Below are 18,119 nucleotides of genomic sequence, written 5' to 3'. Positions count from 1 at the left end.
GTCGGCGGCTAGTCGGAGGTGAGTTTTCCAGGGACACGCCCTTGCTGCTCCGTTCCACCCTCATTTATGCTCCGGCGATCCTGCTGACGCGAATTTCGGCGCTGCTCCTGCTGGTCGTAGTGACGCGTTTGATCGACCAGACCGAGTATGGCCTGCTCACCCTAGTGGTGACCGTCGGTGAAATGACCGACATTGCCGTCACCAACTGGCTGCGCATCGCCTTGCTCAGGCTGGGCGGCAAGGGCGAGGTCAGCCGCGGCAGCCTGATGCTGGCAGGGCAGGTGTTGCTTGCGACCACGACCCTGGCGCTGGTCATATCGGTAGGCGCGTCGGCAGTGGTCGTGCCGGAACGCTGGGTCGAGTTCGCGATCGCGGTCTGCGGCTATCTGGTCGCCGGATCCATCAGCCGCTTCGCGTTGACGGTGCTGCAGATGCAGCAGCGCCATTCGGTCTATTCGATCCTAGAAGCCCTGCGTGCCCTGCTGCAACTCGCGCTGCCGATCGGCGCCATTCTTGTCTTCCAGGATAGCTTTCTGACGGTTTCGCTCGGCTCGAGCCTCGGCGCCTTGATTGCCGGCATCGTGGCGGGGATCATGGCATACCGACGGGTCGTTGCCGGTCCGCCGCGCTTCACCCACAGGGACTTCTTTGCGCTCGGTGTGCCGCTGGTCATCATGGCGCTGGTGGGCTTCGGGCTCAACAGCGCGGAGCGTCTGTTCCTCAAGATCTATTACGATGCCAGCGCTGTAGCGATCTTCGCCGCAGCCTATGCCCTGGCCCGCCAGCCGATCGACATGGTCGCCAACGCCATCAACATGGGCGCCTTTCCCGAGGTGGTCAGCCGGTTCGACGAGGATGGGCCCGCGGCGTCGGGCCGGCTGCTGTCGCAACTGATGGCGCTGATGATGCGGCTTTGCCTGCCGATTGCAGCGATGCTGGTCGCGCTCAGCAGCGATATCACCGAGCTCATGCTGCCCTCGCAATATCACGGCCGCTTCGGCCTGCTGTTTCCGATCATTGCCTTTAGCGTGCTGTGTGCCAACCTCACCAGCTTCGTTTATGGCGTCGTGGTGCACGCGCACAAGCGGCCGTGGCTGCTGATCATCGCCAATCTCTTCGGCTCGGTGGCAACAATCACATTGTCCCTGCTGTTGATCCCCCCGATGGCCGAGATCGGCGCCGCTTTGGCGCTAGCGGGCGGCTCGGTGGTGGGCTCCATAACCTGCATTATCATCAGCGAGCGGCTCACGCCGGTGCCGGTGCCGTGGCGCGACATCGGTGTTTCGGTGATCATCTCGCTCAGCACGGGGGTGGCCGCCAAGCTTGCCAGCATGGTGGCCGGCGACGTGCCTGCGATCTTCTCGCTTGTCGCTGGCGGCACCGCCGGCGCTGCGGTTTTCTTCGGGCTGACCTCGTTGTTCCACCCTGTGGAAGCGACGCAATTCGTCGCCCAGCTGCGGGCGCGGCTACGGATCGCGTAAAGCGAAGTCCAGGCCAACGCCTCTATTGTTGGGAAAACGCGAACCTATAAACCGGCGTTTCGGCGCCAGCGACGCTCCCAGAACTCCCGGCACAGCAGCCCGGCGTAGGCAGTGTTGGTGTCGTAGTAGCGGCGCCACAAGCGTTGCGGCTCCTGGACCACGCGGAACAGCCACTCCAGGCCCGCCGCTTGTATCAGCTTCGGCGCACGGGCAACCTTGCCGCCATAGACGTCGAAACTGCCGCCCACGCCCATCACGAAGCTTGAGGCGAGTTCATCGCGGTAGCGTTTGAGAAAGCGTTCCTTGCGCGGTGTCGGCATGGCCACCAGCAGGCAGTCGGCGTCCGAGGCGTTGATCGCCGCGACGATCCCGGCCTCGTCCTCCGGCTTGAAATAACCGTTGCGCATTCCCGCTATGCTGAGGCTCGGATGGTCTTTGGCAAGTCTCGCTGCAACCGCGTCGAGAACGTGCTGTTCGGCCCCCAGCAGATACGGCCTGAACCCACGCTTCGCGCAGAGGCTCAGCAGATTGATCATGATGTCGACGCCCGCCACCCGCTCGGGCAGCGCGACGCCGCACAGACGTGCGCCCCAAAGCACGCCGATGCCGTCGACGTTGACCACGTCCGCCCCTGCCACGTCCTCGCGCAGTTCGGCATTCTGGCGCATGGTCACCAGCTTGGCGACGTTCACGACCACATGATGCAGCGGCCGCCGCAGGGTCATCGCCTCGTCGGCGATGGCCAGCGTCTCTGCCATGGTCAGCGCATGGATAGGTGCGCCAAGGAACTCCCGGCGCCGTGACGCCAACAGGGAATGCTGCGCCCATGCCGGGGCGTGCGCGTTCATGCGGCCTGCTCCCTTGCAAGCGTCACTTGTGCGACCTCTGGTTTCTTGCCTTCGATGCGGGCGTCCGGCTTGCGTGCCTTGCGCCAGGTCCACAGCCCCCTCGTATCGACGAGCTTCTTGTCCTTGAGCGCTTCGGGGTCGACCAGATTGAATTGTCGATGGTCGACCAGGAGGACGACGATGTCGGATTTGTCGATGGCCGAAAGCGCGTCGGTGAACACGATGCCCCTGCCCTCGAGCTCATGCGGCAGCGAATTTGTGTTGGGTTCAGCCGCAATGATCTTCACATTGGGGATATCGGACAGGAGTTTCACCACCTCGACGGCCGGGCTCTCACGCAAATCGTCGATGTTGGCTTTGAAGCTGAGGCCAAGACAGGCGATCGTCTGTTTGCGGGAGGGGTCGAGCAAGGCCTCGATATCCCTGACCACCGACATGGGCCGCTCGGAATTGATCCGGCGTGCCGAAGCCATCAGCCGCGTGCTGTTGGGTGCGGCGTCGATGATAAAATATGGATCGACCGCAATGCAGTGACCGCCAACGCCCGGGCTCGGCTGGAGGATGTTCACGCGAGGGTGTCGATTGGCGAGATCGATCACTTCCCATACATTGAGCGACAGGTCCTGACACACTGCGGCAAGCTCGTTGGCAAAGGCGATGTTGACGTCGCGGAACGCGTTCTCGGTCAGTTTCACCAACTCAGCACTTTCGGCCGTTGTCATGAACAGGTCGCCGGTGACGAAGGTCGAATAGAGTGCCGCGGTCCGCTCCGACGATTTGCGGGACAATCCGCCGATCGAGCGATCGTTGTTGATCAGCTCGGTCAGCACCTTTCCCGGCAGCACGCGCTCGGGCGAATAGGCAACCAGCACATCGGCGTCTTCGCCATGCTGGACCGGAAATTTGAGATCGGGCCGCAGCTCGGCAAGCAGCCCGGTCATGATACGCGTGGTTCCGACCGGCGATGTCGATTCCAACACCACAAGGTCTCCCCGCTTCAGCACTGGGGCGATGCTTCGTGCCGCCGCGAGCACGTAGGTCACGTCCGGCTTATGGTCGTGGGTCATCGGGGTCGGCACGGCGATGATATAGGCGTCCGCCGGCTGCGGCGTGCTGTAGGCCATGAGCTTGCCGTTAGCCACGACCTTCTGGATCAGGCCGTCAAGGTCCGGCTCGACGATGTGGATTTCGCCGCGGTTGACCTTCTCGACCACCGCTCCGTTGACATCGACGCCAATGACGTTGAGCCCGCGGCTGGCGAAAATGGCGCAGGTCGGCAGGCCGATATAGCCCATACCGATTACGGAAACGGTTTTGATTTCAGCCATGATGCAGCAGTTCCTCAACAATCCGGTTACTGGCCCGGCCATCGCCATATGGGTTGTGTCGTTCCGCCATGCCGCGATAGGCAGCCTGATCGTCGAGCAGGCGATTGGCGTTGAACAGGATTTTCTCGACATCGGTCCCGACAAGACGGGCGGTGCCGGCCACGATCCCCTCGGGTCGCTCGGTATTTTCGCGCATCACCAGCACCGGCTTGCCGAGCGAAGGCGCTTCTTCCTGCACGCCGCCGCTATCGGTAAGCACCAGATAGCTCTGCTTCTGCAGGTACAGAAACGGCAGATAATCCTGCGGCTCGACCAGATGGATGTTCGGCACGCCTTCCAGCTCTGCGTTGACCACCGAGCTCACATTGGGGTTTGGATGGACAGGGTAGACGATCTGCACGTCTCCGCGCGCCGCCAATCCCGTCAACGCCGTACAGATGCGCTGGATGCCGCCATCGAAATTCTCGCGGCGATGGCCGGTGACGAGGATCATTTTCTTGGAAGGGTCGAGGAAGGGGAAGCGGGCAGCGAGCTTCGCGTTCATCAGCCTGTCGGCATCGATCGCGCTTGAAAAATGCAACAGCGTGTCGATCACCGTGTTGCCGGTCACGAAGATGGTGCTTTCGGCCTTTCCTTCGGCGATGAGATTGTCGCGCGCCTGAACGGTCGGCGCAAAATGCCAGGTGGCGATGTTGCCGGCAATCTTGCGGTTCAGTTCTTCAGGAAACGGCGAGTTGATGTTGTGGCTGCGCAATCCTGCTTCGACATGAGCGACCGGGATACGCTTGTAGAAGGCAGCCAGAGCCGCGGCCATCGCCGTGGTGGTGTCGCCCTGTACCATGACGATATCGGGCTTCGCCTTGTCCAGCACCTCGGCCATGCCCAGGAGCACGCGCGAGGTCACGTCGAACAGCGACTGGCCGGGTTGCATGATGTTGAGATCGTGATGCACAGGCAGGCCGGTCAGCTCGACAACCTGGTCGACCATTTCACGATGCTGGGCGGTAATGCATATTTCGGTGATGAAGCCTGGATGAGCAAGGGCGGCACGCGCCACTGGAAAGCATTTGAGTGCCTCCGGCCTCGTGCCGAACACGATCAGCAGTTTCTGCCTGGACGGCAGTTTTGGACGTGAAAGGACGTTCATCGCTGATCCTGGTCGCCTGCAGCCCTCGGGACATGCCGACTATTGCCCGCAAGAGCCATAATAGCGCCGGACAGCGCCTTCGTGATCTCAATTCTTAATATATGATTAACAACCAAGGCTGCGTTCTCCCGGATTAACTCTTATGAAAGGTTGGGCTGACAAGTAGTCTATGGTAATAGTCTTGAAAAAGAATATATTGGATTGACTAATATTTTAATCATCGGCCACGCCAACGCATCCCGGCGCTGGGAAAATGAGCTTCTGGCGCGGTTGAGTGCGGCTGGACATGCGGTTTCGAGTAGGCGCGCGCCGACGCCTGAACCCAATTCGCGCGGGATGGATAATGTGCTGGCGCTCGAGGGCCGGCGCTTCGGCCCCTCACTGGCAAGCCGTTCCGGGCCGTTGCCGTCCGGCGATACCAGCCCAGTCGATCTTATAGTCGATCTCACCGCTACCGCCGCACGACGGGGTACGCCTGTCCTGACGCTCGAATTTTGCGGCCACAGCAGCTTTGCCGCGGGCATGACCGAGATGCTGGCGAGCAGGCGGTTGCCTGAACTCACCGCGCGCCTCGACGGCGTTGCCGTCGCCAGGGCACGGCCGATGATCAGCGACCGGTTGTGGCTGTCCCGCGGCAGCAACGACCTGCTCGCCGGCGCCATCTCCCTGATTGCCCAATGTGTCGCCCGCTTCTCCACGGGCAAACTTGCGCCGATTGCCGAGAGCCCGGCGCCGCCCCTGCAGAAAGGCGGATTTATCAGGCATTATCTGCCCTTTTTCGGCAAGGGATTGCTCGACCGCGCCGTGCAAAAACTGCGACGTGGTCGGCGTCCCTTCTATTGGCAGGTTGCTTACCGGCTGATCGACGGTCCAGGCGTCGCCGAAACCGGACAGCTGGATGGCAAGCCGTTCACCGTGCTTGCCGATGACGGGCAGCGATTCTACGCCGATCCGTTCGTTCTCGAGCGCGACGGCCGCCACTTTCTTTTTGTCGAGGAGTTCCCCTACGCCATCGGCCGCGGCGTGATTTCTGTCGCCGAACTTGGCACCGACGGCACTTTCGGCGTGCCGAAAATGGTGCTGGAGGAAGCGCATCACCTGTCATATCCGCAGGTGTTCGCTCACTCCGGCGAGATTTTCATGATCCCTGAAAGCGCTACGGCGCGAGAACTGGTGCTCTACCGTGCCGTGCAGTTTCCGGATCGCTGGGTACGCGATACGGTGCTGATGACGGACAGGGATTTCAACGACGCCACGCTGCTCGAATCCGACGGCCGCTTCTGGCTGTTGGGGACTGAGCGGTTCGGTCACGGCAGCGCATCCGACACGATGGCCGTCTATTCCGCTCCGGCGCTGCGTGGGCCCTGGGCTGCGCACGCGCTCAATCCGGTCGCCGTCGATCACTCGGCCACTCGGCCCGGCGGCGCCTTTATCCGCCAGGACGGCTCGCTGCTGCTGCCGGTGCAAAACGGCTCGAGAGCCTATGGCGGCGGCCTGGGCTTGATGCGACTGGATCGGCTTGATGATTTCGACGTCCGTTTCGAACTGCCCCACCCAATCGATCCCGGGACGGCATGGGCTCGGGCGGGCATTCACACGCTCAACCGCGCGGGACGTGTCGAGGTCGTGGACAGCGCCAGCTGACCGGATTTGAGGCCCGTGCTTAACGGATCTCAGCCGGCTTCAGGTTGGAATGCAGCGAGCGAAGACATGCTCTCCGGCTGGTTTCTGTAGGGCTGGTTCCTGTAGGCAAGCAGCAACACCACGATGATCGTCATATCCGGCGTTTTTGACGAAAGCGCGTTATTTGACAGCGCGGCAAGCAAGAACGTTAAAGTGCCGATCCATGCCGGCAGCGGCGCCCCGCGCAGCAGCCGGAAGACGAACCAGAAGATCAGCGCTGTAAACAGCAGGGCTATGGGCAGGCCGAAGAGCAAGATAATTACCACCGGCGCGCTTTCGATGTAGGGCAGATGCAGCTTCTGCCGGACGATCGCCAGCAGGTCGTCAACGTTCATGCCGAACAGGATGTCGTTCCAGCTGACCAGTCCGAATACCTGGTAAATCGTCACCCGGGCCATGAAGTTTTCGTCGAAGATGGTGTTGCTGAACCGATTCAGCAGACCACCCGCAAACAGTACTGCCACGAGCACCGCGCCACCCGTGACGGTGAACATCAGTACGACAGATTTGGCCTGCCGCTCGTATTTGAGCGATAGGCCCGGCCAGGGCACGAACAGCAGCAGAATGACGATTTCCGCCGTGGCGAGCATCAGCGCAGCGCGAGCGCCTGACGCAGCGCAACCGATGAACAACAGGAAGATCGCCATGACCCGCACCCAGATGCGCCAGTGCGTCAGCGGCACGAATCCGATGGTTGTGGCGCAGAGCGCGCCCAGTGCCAGCGGATGGGCCGACAGGCCAGTTGGCCTGAATTGCAGTTCGTTCAAGCCATAGGGCAACAACCGATGTTGAGTCACCGCCTCGATGGTGCCGATGACAGCGCTCAGGATCGCCATTCCAAGCACGACGTCTCCCAACGCCCGCCGCACCTCTGCATTCAATGCCAGCATCAACAGGCCTGTGGCGCCGGCTACCAGATAGGTATCGATGATGAAGCCGGAGGAGCCCGCACGGCCGGTAACGAACAGATAGGGCACCAGCACGAACATCAGCACCGAATAGCGGATCAACGCCTTGAATATTCCAATTTCGTCGCCGTGCAGCAGAAACGGCCGGCTGAAAAGAACGATAGGAAGCAGCAGGATGATCGCATAGGTGCCGAAATGCAGCTTTTCGTAGAACGAGCCTCCCTGGGCCGTATAGTCGACGACCATGTTCATCACCTGCGGCGACACCGTAAAGCGAAGCAGGAGCGCGAACGCCGCGCATAGGAAAAACAGCAGCGAAAGCGCGTTCTGACGGCGCGCTCGGCTGGACGATAATCGTTCCGAAGCGGCAGCGGGATAGCTCATGGCCCATCCAAATGGCGATATTCGAACGGCATTCTGGGCAACGAAATCCCTTCAACGTCCGCCGGACGGACCGGGTGTATGAACAGTAAAATGGGCCAACTTGGAAAATAAGATGTTAACGATGTTTCTGTAGAGCAGGCCAAGCGTAATGATTTAACAAGGGTTGTCACCATGTCTGCCGGTTCCGGCACACCCCCTATCTCCGCGACGGCCTCCAACAACAGTGCATTCGAGCGTATCGCCAGTGCACGGCGCAGGGCATTGCTGCAACAGCATGGCCCAGTCGCGGCGCTAAGCTCCGCGCCGGTGGCGCCGCAACCTCCAGAGCCTGTCGCAACGGTGACCCTGGACAAGATCGGCGATTTCCTCGAGCTCGATTTTCGACGCCTGTTCGTCTGGCTACGGGCCGGCCTCGCCCTGGCGTTCATGCTGGCGGTAATCGGCGGCATTGTCGGCGGCGCCTATGCATTGCTGAGCAAGCAGCGTTACACCGTCACGACGGAGGTCCTCATCAACCCATCCAATTTGCAGGTTGTAGAGAACGACCTCTACTCACAACCGGGCCAGGTCGATAGCCAGCTGCTCAGCACGCGCAGCAAGCAGCGCATCCTGACCTCGGGCAACGTGCTTTCCCGTGTGGTGGACGAACTGAATCTGACTCACGATCCGGAATTTTTCGATCCGGACCGGGGCACATCCTCGTCGGGCGCTGTGGCGAAGCCCGACCCGAGGCTTATCGCCTTGAAGAACCTGGCGGACCGGGTAGACGCCATCGCGGACCCGACCTCGTTTGTCACAACCCTCTCGGTATCTGCGGAAACCACCGCTAAGGCGATCCTGATCTCGCAGGCCATAGTCAAAAACTTCCAGGAAGAACTGGCCAAGGCCGAAGCTGCCGGCGCCAGCCGTGCCGCGGCTGCCCTTGACAGCCGGCTTGGCCAACTCAAGAGCGACGTGCAGACTGCCGAAGAGAAGGTCGAGAGCTACAAGCGCAGCCACGATCTGTCGTCCAGTAATGGCCAGCTCGTCAGTTCGCAGACGCTGACACAGCTCAATGGCGAAATCGTCGATGCGCAATCGCGCGTGATCGCCGCACAGGCAAGCTACGACGCCCTGGTTGCCTCCGGCATCAATGGAGCCAATCCCGACCCCACGGTTTCGGAAGCGCTCGCGGCGCTGCGCGACAGATCCAACAGCCTGCGGCAGCAGATCGATTCACAGTCGATGACCTTCGGCCCGCGTCATCCGACGATTGTCAGGCTCAGGACGGAGCTCGAGACCGTCAACTCGCAACTCCGGGCCGAGTTCTCTCGCACCGTCGGCACGGCAAAGGCCAGCCTGGACAAGGCCAGGGCCTCGCTGGCCTCTCTCAACGCCAGGATGAACGATCTGAAGAGCAACGTTTTCACCGACAGCGAGTCCGAAGTCGCCCTGCGTGAACTTGAACGCGATGCCGCCTCGAAGAGAGCCGTCTATGAGAGCTTCCTGTCACGTGCGCGCCAAATCAGCGAGCGCGAGCAGATCGACACCACAAACGTACAGGTGATTTCGACCGCGGTGCCGCCGCCAGGGCGCTCATGGCCACCGCGCCCTGCCCTGGTGGCAGGCGCCGGAGCGTTCGGAGGCTTTGCCCTGGGCATGCTACTGGCCATCGGCATGGGCATCATCCGCGACATGCGCCGGCCGCCGAACCGATCAGGCCTTGCCGCCAGCCGAGCCTGAAGCAAGGCATGGTGAAGCGCATCGTTTTTCACATTGCCAGCCTGAGGGGCGGCGGCGCCGAGCGTGTCTTCGTCCTGATGGCAAATGAACTGGCGTCGCGTGGCCACGAGGTCACGCTTTTTACCTGGAACGCGGAAGGCCCTAACGCCGCGCTGCGCTCCGCTGCCGTCCATCTGGTCGACTTCGGCCTTCTCTTGCGCGGCGAGGGTTACGCCAAGTCAGCGACGCTGAAAGGCATCGTGCGAAGCGCAAATTTGTTCCGCCGCCTTGATCCTGATGCGGTCTATAGCGCCCCGGAATTCGCCAATCTGGTGATCGCGCTGTCACTCATGTTGGCCAGAAGCCGGGCAAAATTCTTTCCAAGCTTCCACGCCGCCGCCTCGCTGCCTGCCAGCGGCCTCGGCGCGAGGCTGGCGATCTGGCTTTACGCGCTGGTTGCAGCGCGTGCAACCAAAGCCATCGCCGTTTCGGCGGGTGTCGGCCGTGACATCATCGCGCGCGGCTTCCCCGAATCCAAGGTCGTCGTCATCAACAACCCGCTGCCGCCGGCTGAAGCACCGCAGGGGACTTCCTATGCCTGGCAGGCAGCGTTGGCGGCGATGGGCGATGGCCCGGTCATTGCCACCGCCGGGCGCCTGGTGCCGGTCAAGGACCACCGGACTTTGCTGCGGGCCTTCGCTGCCCTGCGCGCCGGCCGCCCTGCCCGGCTTGTCATCTTCGGCGAAGGTCCGCTGGCTGCCGAATTGCACGCCTATGCCGAGCAGATCGGCATTGGCCAGGACGTACTCTTTGCCGGCTACGTCAACGATCCCGCAGCCTGTTATGCCGCAGCCGATCTGTTCGTCCTTACATCCACCAGCGAAGGCTTTGGCAACGTCTTGGTCGAGGCCATGGCTGCTAGTGTCCCCGTAATCTCCACCGATGCTCCGCATGGCCCGCGCGAGATACTCGGTGACGGCCGTTTCGGCACCTTGGTGCCGGTCGGTGACGCCGCAGCCCTGACGGAGGCGATGGCCGAGATGCTGGACCACCCCACCCCTGCTGCCGTGCTGAAAAGCAGGGCGGCGGATTTCACAGTCGACAAGATTGGCGATCAGTACGAAACCTTGCTCTAGTTGTCGCGCGCGGCAGCAGGGTCGCGGTTGGATGCGATCGACGTGGTCGGGCTTTGATTGCCGTAATCTCTTCACGGGCTGGGGCGCAACGATTCATCGTGAGGCGTTCCGTCGTTCCTTGAGTTGTTGGGCGAGGAAATCCTTGACCGAATCGAGAACCGCGTCCCGTTCATGAGATACGCCTGGCAGCAAATCGAAGCGCACGCGCGCACCCGCTGCCTCGAACGATCGACACAATGCCATGAGGCGTTCCGGCCGTGTTCGCCCCGCATCGTTAGCACCCGGCATCCAATGGGCGCTGCCTTGGACATGAGTGATTTCCCAAGTCTCCAGGTCGGCGTCGCCGACGATCATCTGGAAAGGCACTTTTGCCAGCGCTGTGGCATCGAAGGTGATGCCGAACTTCTCCGGCAGATCACGAATGCCCACCCACCAGTCACGCGTCGGATCGAGCAAGGTCACCGAGCCTGGCGCGCCGATTGAGGCCGCCCAGAGCCTGTCGGGATGCAGGATAGCAAAACGATGCGTGAAATGCCCGCCGCCGGAAAATCCGAACATGGCAAAGCGGCTCCAATCCTGACTGTATTTGGCGCTGACCTCCTCAACCATGGCGAGCAGCACCTGATCGTAGCGTATGTTGCCCTCGAGCATATATTTGTACCCGCTGCGGGCATCATCCCCGAGAACGCCGATTGGAAACAGCGGACACAAAACGGCGCAGCCGTTCCAGCGTCCGAACTCGGAAAACGCGTCGCGGAATCCAAGAAAAGAGGTGCGGCCGGTGCCATGGATGGCGACCATCAGATCGACTTTGGCCCCTTCCCCAACCGCGGGAGGCACATACAGGCAGTAGTGAAAGCGCGGGTCTAATTTGGAAGCAAAGATGGCCGTCCCGCCAAGATCATAGGTAGCACGACCGCGATCCGCGACCGACTTCTTGGCAATGGTAGTCAATTCGACGACTCCTTAGTAGGCTCGGCGTTCATGGCAATCGTATACCGGTCGGCCGACCTAGTGAACTGGAGACGCCTCCAGGCAGCCACGAGGAGAACCTCGTCGTGCATCGGAAGCAAGGCGCCGGCGGGGCGATCGGAGGCAAAAAGAATGCCTCCCCCAACGCCTCGGGAAGCCGCCATTAACTTTTCGTTAACCATGCCGGGCTAGCCTTAACCAATCAGTAAGGACTCGCCTCTGTGACCTGCGTCGCTCCCATCCAAAACAAGTCCATACGCTTTCGAGCGCGCTCGTTTGTAGCCTTCACCCTCACCCCTGAGGCCCCTTTAGGGGAATGGCTGCAAAGCCTCGATCACTGGACCGAAAACTCTCCCGGCTTCTTTGCCGGCCGTCCGGTCGTGCTCGATCTGACTATGCTCAAGCCCGAGGTGGGCGAGATGCGGGATCTGGTCTCCCAGCTCGCAGAGCGCGGGATTCGCATCTACGCGATCGAGGCCGATGGCAACGTTGCTCTCGACGCCGATCTGCCGCCGCTCCTCGTTGGCGCCAAGGAGGCCACCGCTGACGCGCTTTACGTGCAGCCGGACCCGAAGGCCGCCACTGAGGCCAAGACGGAAGAGCCGCAGGCGCCGAACTCATTGATGATCAAGGCACCGATCCGCTCCGGCCAGTCGATCTTTCATCCCGATGGCGATGTGGTCATTGTCGGCTCCGTCAGTTCCGGATCCGAGATCATCGCCGGAGGATCGATTCACGTCTACGGCACGCTGCGTGGACGTGCGTTCGCCGGCGCCACGGGAAATTCCGCGGCTCGCATCTTTTGCCGGAAAAACGAAGCCGAACTTCTGGCGGTGGACGGCTGGTACCGCACCGCCGAGGAGATGGACGCCTCCTCGCGAGGAAGGCCGGTACAGGCCTTTCTCGAGGACGGCGCACTTTGCGTCGCACCGCTCAACTAACAACATTGGAGGCACAAATATGGGCAAGGTAGTGGTTGTCACATCCGGCAAAGGGGGTGTCGGCAAGACGACCTCGACGGCCGCTCTCGGCGCCGCGGTCGCGAAAACCGGCAAGCGGGTGGCCCTCGTCGATTTCGACGTCGGCCTGCGCAACCTCGATCTGATCATGGGCGCCGAGCGGCGCGTTGTTTTCGATATCGTCAACGTCATTCAGGGAACCGCCAAGCTCTCGCAGGCGCTGATCCGTGACAAGCGACTCGAAACGCTGTTCTTGCTGCCGGCCTCGCAAACGCGCGACAAGGACGCTCTCACCGAGGAAGGCGTCGCCGATGTCATCGACAAGCTGCGCTCGGTTTTCGACTACGTCTTCTGCGACAGCCCCGCCGGCATAGAGCGGGGCGCGCAACTTGCCATGCGCTTTGCCGACGAGGCGGTAATCGTCACCAATCCGGAAGTGAGCTCGGTCCGCGATTCCGATCGCATCATCGGCCTGCTCGACTCCAGGACGATGAAAGCCGAGCAAGGTGAATCGATTGCCAAACACGTGCTCGTCACGCGCTACGATGCTGCGCGCGCCGCCCGCGGCGAGATGCTCAGCATCGATGACGTGCTCGAGATCCTGTCGACGCCCTTGCTGGGAATAATTCCCGAGAGCCAGGACGTGCTGCGCGCATCCAATGTGGGCGCGCCGGTTACGCTCAGCGAAAACACCAACCCCGCCGCACGCGCCTATATCGACGCGGCAAGAAGACTCGAGGGCGAGGACCTGCCGGTCATTCTGCCTTTCGAGCGGAGGGGCCTCCTCGACCGGCTGTTGGGAAGGAGGGCAGCATGAACCTGCTCGATATCTTCAAGCGCCGCGGCAGCGCGCCCGTGGCGCGCGAGCGCTTGCAACTGCTGTTGGCTTACGAGCGTCGAAGCCGCAACCAGCCCGATCTCGTCTCCGTGCTGCGCGAGGAGATCATGGCGGTGATCGCCCGGCATGTTCAGGTCGATCAGGATTTCCTGCAGGTGAGCATGGATCACGGCGAAACGACTTCGAGATTGGAGATCGACATCCAGATCCCCAACAAGGTCGCAATGCCCATGGCCGCGGCGTTCTAGCGGAATCCTTCAGTCAGGGCTTGCGTCGGCTGCTGCCGAGGTTGCGGCATGGTGGTTGGCGTGTTTGACCGGTCGCCACCGCCAAGTCGCGCAACTCGAGGATAATAACCACTGCCTCACCAAAACCCCGCGGCCGTTTCCAGCCGCGGGGCGCCTTGGGAGGGCCTTTCGAAACCCGTGGTCAGATGTTGGCGAGCAATTCGTTGACGCGACTTTCCATGTCGGCAAGGGCGGTGTCGACGTCCTTCTGGCCGCTGATTGCTGCACTCATCTCTTCGCCGATGATGTCCTGGATCGCAAACTGACGCTGTACGGCGGACGGCAGCGGCTTGCCGAGGTCGGCGACCGCAGAGATCGTGTTGCGATGCGGCAGGGCCTTGAAGGCGTCCGAGGTGATGACGGCCTTATAGGCCGGCAGGTGACCGGTGCGCGACCACTCAAAGTCGTTGTCGGCGAAGAACTTCAGGAATTTGCCGATCGCCGCGATCTGTTCAGGCGTGCGGTCTTTCTGCGAAACGGCCCAGGTGTGGCCGTCGGCATATTGCGCGTGGGCGCCGCCAAACAGCTGCGGATACGGATAGACCGCATAGCCGCCCTTATTGAGCGCCGTACCCTTGGTCTCGGACTGGGCGTTGTAATCGCCGACCACCCAGGTGCCGTTAAGGTGGACACCACCCTCGCCGGCAAGGAAGGCGTTGATCGAGCCGCCATAATCGAGATCCTTGGTGGTGTAGCCCTTCTCGAAGATCGCCTTGTACATCTCGACGACCTTCTTGGCTTCCGGCGTATTCAACTTCACATGCTTCGGATCCGCAAAGAAATCGGAATCCTGCTGGAAAAGATAAGTGTAGAGGTTGCGTGTGTAGAGTGCGGTCTCATTGGCCAGGTTCTGGACGAAATAAGGCTTGCCCGTCTTCTGCTTGAACTGTTCGGCCTGGGCGAGCAGTTCCTCGGGCGACTTTGGAAAAATCGGCGTGCCATCGGCATTGACGAGGCCGGCTTGTTTGAAAAGATCCATGTTGACGTGATAGAGCATCGTCCAGCTGTCGATCGGCAGGCCATAGATCTTGCTGTCTTTGGTGGCGCCATTGCGCGCCGCGTCGGTGAAGGCGTCGGGTGTCAGGCCGACTGACTTCAAGAGATCGTCGAGCGGCATCAACAGGCCCTTCGACTGATAATCCGACAGTACGGATTCATGGATCGTGACGATGTCCGGAGCGTCGCCTGAAGCGAACTGCGCGGTCAGCTGATCATAGCCGGGCCATTCCACGGTGGTGACGTTGACATGGACATCGGGATTGTCGGCGTTGAACTTGTTGATCAGCGAGGTGATGATGCCGCATTCGCCAACGGCCTTGGTGGGATCGGTGTTGGTGCCGAAATCGGCATCGCAGGCGCCGAAAAAGCGCTGCACGCTCAGTTCCGTGGCCGCGAAGCTTGGAGCTGCGAGCATCATTGCGCCCGCAGAGACTGCGGCAAACAGGATTTTCTTCAGTTTCATATCAGTTCCTCCTACTGAGTTTCCGCCGCTCCACCCTGGATTGGCTTTCGTGCTTCAATTGCTGCGCATTCCCCCCGGCCGTCAGGCAATCTTCGTTATCTCACCGCAGCGCCGGAGACCGCCGTGACGATGTATTTCTGGAAGAACAGGTAGACGATCAGGATCGGTGCACCGGCAAACACCGCCTGCGCCATCAGGAAGCCGATGCCTTCGGACTGGGCGAAGTTGGTCTGGGTCGAGGCCATGCCGACCGTCAGCGTGAACATGTCCTTCCTCGTCGCCGAAATCAGGGGCCAGAAATAATCGTTCCATGCGCCGAGAAAGGTAAAGATGCCGAGCGTTGCCTGCGCAGGCAGCGTGAGCGGCAGAAGCACCTTCCAGAAAATCCTGAGCCGGCTGGCGTTATCGAGCATGGCGGCTTCGTCCAGCTCCTTCGGGATGGCTTTGAAATACTGGGTCATCAGGAAGACGCCGAACGGAGCCGAAAGGCCCGGCAGAATGAGCCCTTGATAGGTGTTGTGGAACTTCAGCATGCTGAAGATCTGATGACGGGCGACGAGCACGGCCTGTTCCGGGACCGCCAGGCCGAAGAGCACAATCACGAACAGCACGTCTCGGCCGGGGAAATTCAGCCGTGCAAAGCCGTAGCCGGCGAGCGACGACAGGATCAACGTGCCGAGCGTCAATCCGCCCGAGACGATGATGCTGTTGCGCACCCAGATGAACACCGACGAGGTGCCGACGGTGTTGATGTAGTTCTTCAGCGTATAGGGCGCGTGAAACACCGAATTCGGATCGGCCATCAGCTCCGTATTGTCCTTGAGCGACAGGCCGATCACCCACAGAACCGGCGCGATCATGACGATCGAAAGCAGGATGACGAGGGCTAATAGCACATGGTCGCCAAATGCCCGTCCCTTGATGGAAGTGGCTGGAGCGCTCATGCTTGGTCTCCCCTGCTGCGTGTCACCAGGTACTGGGCCATGGCCGCGATCAGGATGAGGATGAACAGGATTTCCGATGCCGCGGCACCCAGGCCGAGATCCCAGCGACGGAATGCGGTATCGTAGATGTAGAGCACGATCGGCTTGGTCAGGTTGTTCGGACCGCCGCGCGTCATCAGCCAGGCTTGGCCGAACAGCTGGAATTGCAGCACGATCTGGATGATGATCACCAGGATGAAGGTCCGCTTGATCGACGGCAGCGTGATCGAGCGTAGCGTCTGCCAGCGATTGGCATTGTCCAGGGCTGCCGCCTCGTAAATATCCTGCGGAATCTGCTGGAGCGCCGAGAGAAAGAGCATCATCGGCAGGCCGATGCACCACCAGATGGTGGCAATGGCGATGCCGATCATGGCCAGGCTGGGATCGGAAATGAAGGCCGGGGCCGTTGCGCCGAACCATCCGTAGATCGTCGACAACAGGCCGACATTCGGAATGAAGACGATGCGCCAGATCAGCGTGACGATGGTGACCGACAGCACCGAGGAGGAAAAGAACAGCGTCCGCAAAACCGCGGCAGTGCGCGTGCGGCGGTTGAGGCAAAGCGCCAGGAAAAGGCCGATCAGCGCCAGCGTCGGCACCGTCAGAAGCACGAAGTAGAAGGTGTTCCAGATCGATTGCAGGAAGACCTTGTCGTGATACAGCCTGGCGTAATTGCCGAGACCGACAAAATTTCCGGACGAGAACGTGTCGGCCTTGTGGAAACTCAGCCACATCCCCCAGAGCAGCGGGAAGAGCAGCAGCGTGGTGAAGAAGAACAAGAATGGCGCAACGAAAATGAAATTTCGCCATTGCGGCGCATAGATGTCGGCGGTAGGGGCTCTGACGCCGACAGCAAGCGTCGCGGTCGGGGACATCGCCAGCCGGTCAGCCATCTCAGGCCTCCCTCGCATGCCAGGCGCGGCCGGTCTCGTTGAACAGATGCGATTTCTGGCCGTCGAAGGCGAGCCCGATTCTGTCGCCGACGGCGACGCGGCTGTTGCCGGAATCCGAGCCGACGATCTGCTGGCCATCGCCCAGCCGCGCGTAGATCAGGGTGCGTTCGCCGAGCCGCTCGAGCACATCGACGACGCCGTCGGCATTGCCCTGTCCGGCCGCAACGATGCGCACGTCTTCTGAACGGATGCCGAAAGTGTAGTTGCCGTCGGTCAGTTGGCTGGAGGCGATCTCGGTCTGCACCGAGACGCCGTCCGCAAACCTGGCCGTGGCGTTCTCGCCGGATTTGTCGAGCGTCGCATCGACGAAGTTCATCGCCGGCGCGCCGACGAAACCCGCGACGAATTTGGTCGCCGGGCGCTCGTAGATCTCCATCGGGGTACCGATCTGGTCGATCTTGCGATTGTTCATGACGACGATGCGGTCGGCCAGCGTCATTGCCTCGACCTGGTCGTGGGTGACGAAGATCATCGTCGATTGCAGCCGCTGGTGAAGCTGGGCAAGCTCGATGCGGGTACGGGTGCGCAACGCCGCATCGAGATTGGAGAGCGGCTCGTCGAACAGAAAGGCCTTCGGCTCCTTGACGATCGCACGGCCGATGGCGACGCGCTGGCGCTGACCGCCGGAGAGCTGGCCCGGCTTGCGATCGAGCAGATGCGGCATTTCCAGGATGCGGGCGGCTTCGTTGATGCGCGCCTCGATGACCTTGCCTGGTACGCCGATATTCGCAAGCCCGAAGGCCATGTTGTCGCGCACCGTCATATGCGGATAAAGCGCATAGGACTGGAACACCATCGCAATGCCGCGCTTGCCCGGCGGCAAATGATCGATGCGCTCGTTGTTGATGGCAATCTCGCCGCTATCGACAGCTTCGAGCCCGGCGATCATTCGAAGAAGCGTCGATTTTCCGCAACCGGACGGCCCTAGGAACACGATGAATTCGCGTGCCCTTATGGAGAGCGACAGATGCTCCAGCACCGTCATGGCACCGAACTGCTTGCTCACGTTCCTGATCTCGATATCGGCCGTCACGTCGACGCTCCTCCTC

16 protein-coding genes are annotated in these 18,119 nt (G+C 61.4%); 7 read left to right on the top strand and 9 right to left on the bottom strand.

What is annotated here, in order from left to right; all coding sequences use genetic code 11:
* Positions 1–41 precede the first annotated feature (41 nt).
* Positions 42–1,481, top strand: a complete 1,440-nt coding sequence (locus tag NKH13_RS19435; RefSeq protein WP_352913781.1) for a lipopolysaccharide biosynthesis protein — start codon at positions 42–44, stop codon at positions 1,479–1,481.
* A 44-nt stretch (positions 1,482–1,525) separates the two neighbouring features.
* Here NKH13_RS19435 and NKH13_RS19430 read toward each other — a convergent pair whose 3' ends face one another.
* The 3 genes from NKH13_RS19430 to wecB are packed head-to-tail and all read right to left on the bottom strand — an operon-like array spanning position 1,526 to position 4,804.
* Positions 1,526–2,329, bottom strand: a complete 804-nt coding sequence (locus NKH13_RS19430; RefSeq protein ID WP_352913778.1) for a WecB/TagA/CpsF family glycosyltransferase — start codon at positions 2,327–2,329, stop codon at positions 1,526–1,528.
* Positions 2,326–3,657: a UDP-N-acetyl-D-mannosamine dehydrogenase gene (wecC, locus tag NKH13_RS19425; protein WP_292653783.1), complete on the bottom strand. Its 1,332-nt coding sequence runs from the start codon at positions 3,655–3,657 to the stop codon at positions 2,326–2,328. Before wecC ends, NKH13_RS19430 begins: the two co-directional genes overlap by 4 nt.
* The gene (gene wecB, locus NKH13_RS19420) at positions 3,650–4,804 is read right to left on the bottom strand and encodes a non-hydrolyzing UDP-N-acetylglucosamine 2-epimerase (protein ID WP_352467134.1); all 1,155 of its coding nucleotides are present in this window, start codon (positions 4,802–4,804) and stop codon (positions 3,650–3,652) included. Before wecB ends, wecC begins: the two co-directional genes overlap by 8 nt.
* Positions 4,805–5,149: 345 nt before the next feature.
* On the opposite strand from wecB, the gene NKH13_RS19415 reads away from it, so the two are divergent.
* The gene (locus NKH13_RS19415) at positions 5,150–6,448 is read left to right on the top strand and encodes a glucosamine inositolphosphorylceramide transferase family protein (protein ID WP_502914257.1); all 1,299 of its coding nucleotides are present in this window, start codon (positions 5,150–5,152) and stop codon (positions 6,446–6,448) included.
* A gap of 29 nt (positions 6,449–6,477) precedes the next feature.
* On the opposite strand, the gene NKH13_RS19410 is transcribed toward NKH13_RS19415, so the two are convergent.
* Positions 6,478–7,707 (bottom strand): VpsF family polysaccharide biosynthesis protein, encoded by a 1,230-nt coding sequence (locus tag NKH13_RS19410; protein WP_352913968.1) that lies wholly within the window; start codon positions 7,705–7,707, stop codon positions 6,478–6,480.
* A 243-nt stretch (positions 7,708–7,950) separates the two neighbouring features.
* Between NKH13_RS19410 and NKH13_RS19405 the strand changes: the two genes are divergently transcribed.
* Both NKH13_RS19405 and NKH13_RS19400 read left to right on the top strand, forming a co-directional pair.
* Positions 7,951–9,501, top strand: a complete 1,551-nt coding sequence (locus tag NKH13_RS19405) for a GumC family protein (RefSeq protein ID WP_352913775.1) — start codon at positions 7,951–7,953, stop codon at positions 9,499–9,501.
* 8 nt (positions 9,502–9,509) lie between these two features.
* Positions 9,510–10,616: a glycosyltransferase gene (locus tag NKH13_RS19400; protein WP_352913773.1), complete on the top strand. Its 1,107-nt coding sequence runs from the start codon at positions 9,510–9,512 to the stop codon at positions 10,614–10,616.
* A 93-nt stretch (positions 10,617–10,709) separates the two neighbouring features.
* Here the strand turns inward: NKH13_RS19400 and NKH13_RS19395 are convergent, their stop codons facing one another.
* Complete coding sequence (locus tag NKH13_RS19395; RefSeq protein ID WP_352913771.1) at positions 10,710–11,570, bottom strand: alpha/beta hydrolase; 861 nt, start codon at positions 11,568–11,570, stop codon at positions 10,710–10,712.
* A 239-nt stretch (positions 11,571–11,809) separates the two neighbouring features.
* On the opposite strand from NKH13_RS19395, the gene minC reads away from it, so the two are divergent.
* Genes minC through minE form a run of 3 tightly spaced genes read left to right on the top strand, consistent with a single transcriptional unit; the run spans position 11,810 to position 13,633 of the window.
* Entirely contained in the window at positions 11,810–12,529 is a 720-nt protein-coding gene (gene minC, locus NKH13_RS19390; RefSeq protein WP_352718054.1) for a septum site-determining protein MinC, read from the top strand.
* Between the two features lie 19 nt (positions 12,530–12,548).
* Entirely contained in the window at positions 12,549–13,364 is an 816-nt protein-coding gene (gene minD / locus NKH13_RS19385) for a septum site-determining protein MinD (RefSeq protein ID WP_254819515.1), read from the top strand.
* Complete coding sequence (minE, locus tag NKH13_RS19380) at positions 13,361–13,633, top strand: cell division topological specificity factor MinE (RefSeq protein WP_023677151.1); 273 nt, start codon at positions 13,361–13,363, stop codon at positions 13,631–13,633. Before minD ends, minE begins: the two co-directional genes overlap by 4 nt.
* A 181-nt stretch (positions 13,634–13,814) precedes the next feature.
* Here minE and NKH13_RS19375 read toward each other — a convergent pair whose 3' ends face one another.
* The 4 genes from NKH13_RS19375 to NKH13_RS19360 all read right to left on the bottom strand — a co-directional run bounded on the left by NKH13_RS19375 (position 13,815) and on the right by NKH13_RS19360 (position 18,103).
* On the bottom strand, positions 13,815–15,134 hold the full coding sequence (locus NKH13_RS19375; protein WP_352913769.1) for an ABC transporter substrate-binding protein: 1,320 nt from the start codon (positions 15,132–15,134) through the stop codon (positions 13,815–13,817).
* Positions 15,135–15,229: 95 nt separating this feature from the next.
* On the bottom strand, positions 15,230–16,078 hold the full coding sequence (locus tag NKH13_RS19370) for a carbohydrate ABC transporter permease (RefSeq protein ID WP_352467126.1): 849 nt from the start codon (positions 16,076–16,078) through the stop codon (positions 15,230–15,232).
* Complete coding sequence (locus NKH13_RS19365) at positions 16,075–16,992, bottom strand: carbohydrate ABC transporter permease (RefSeq protein ID WP_502908344.1); 918 nt, start codon at positions 16,990–16,992, stop codon at positions 16,075–16,077. Before NKH13_RS19365 ends, NKH13_RS19370 begins: the two co-directional genes overlap by 4 nt.
* A gap of 19 nt (positions 16,993–17,011) precedes the next feature.
* Complete coding sequence (locus NKH13_RS19360) at positions 17,012–18,103, bottom strand: ABC transporter ATP-binding protein (RefSeq protein WP_352913764.1); 1,092 nt, start codon at positions 18,101–18,103, stop codon at positions 17,012–17,014.
* Positions 18,104–18,119 lie beyond the last annotated feature (16 nt).

Source organism: Mesorhizobium sp. M1348 (genome assembly GCF_040317925.1).
GTDB lineage: Bacteria > Pseudomonadota > Alphaproteobacteria > Rhizobiales > Rhizobiaceae > Mesorhizobium.
The sequence above is the reverse complement of the archived record's forward strand: the minus strand, read 5'-3'. Positions and strand labels throughout refer to the sequence as shown.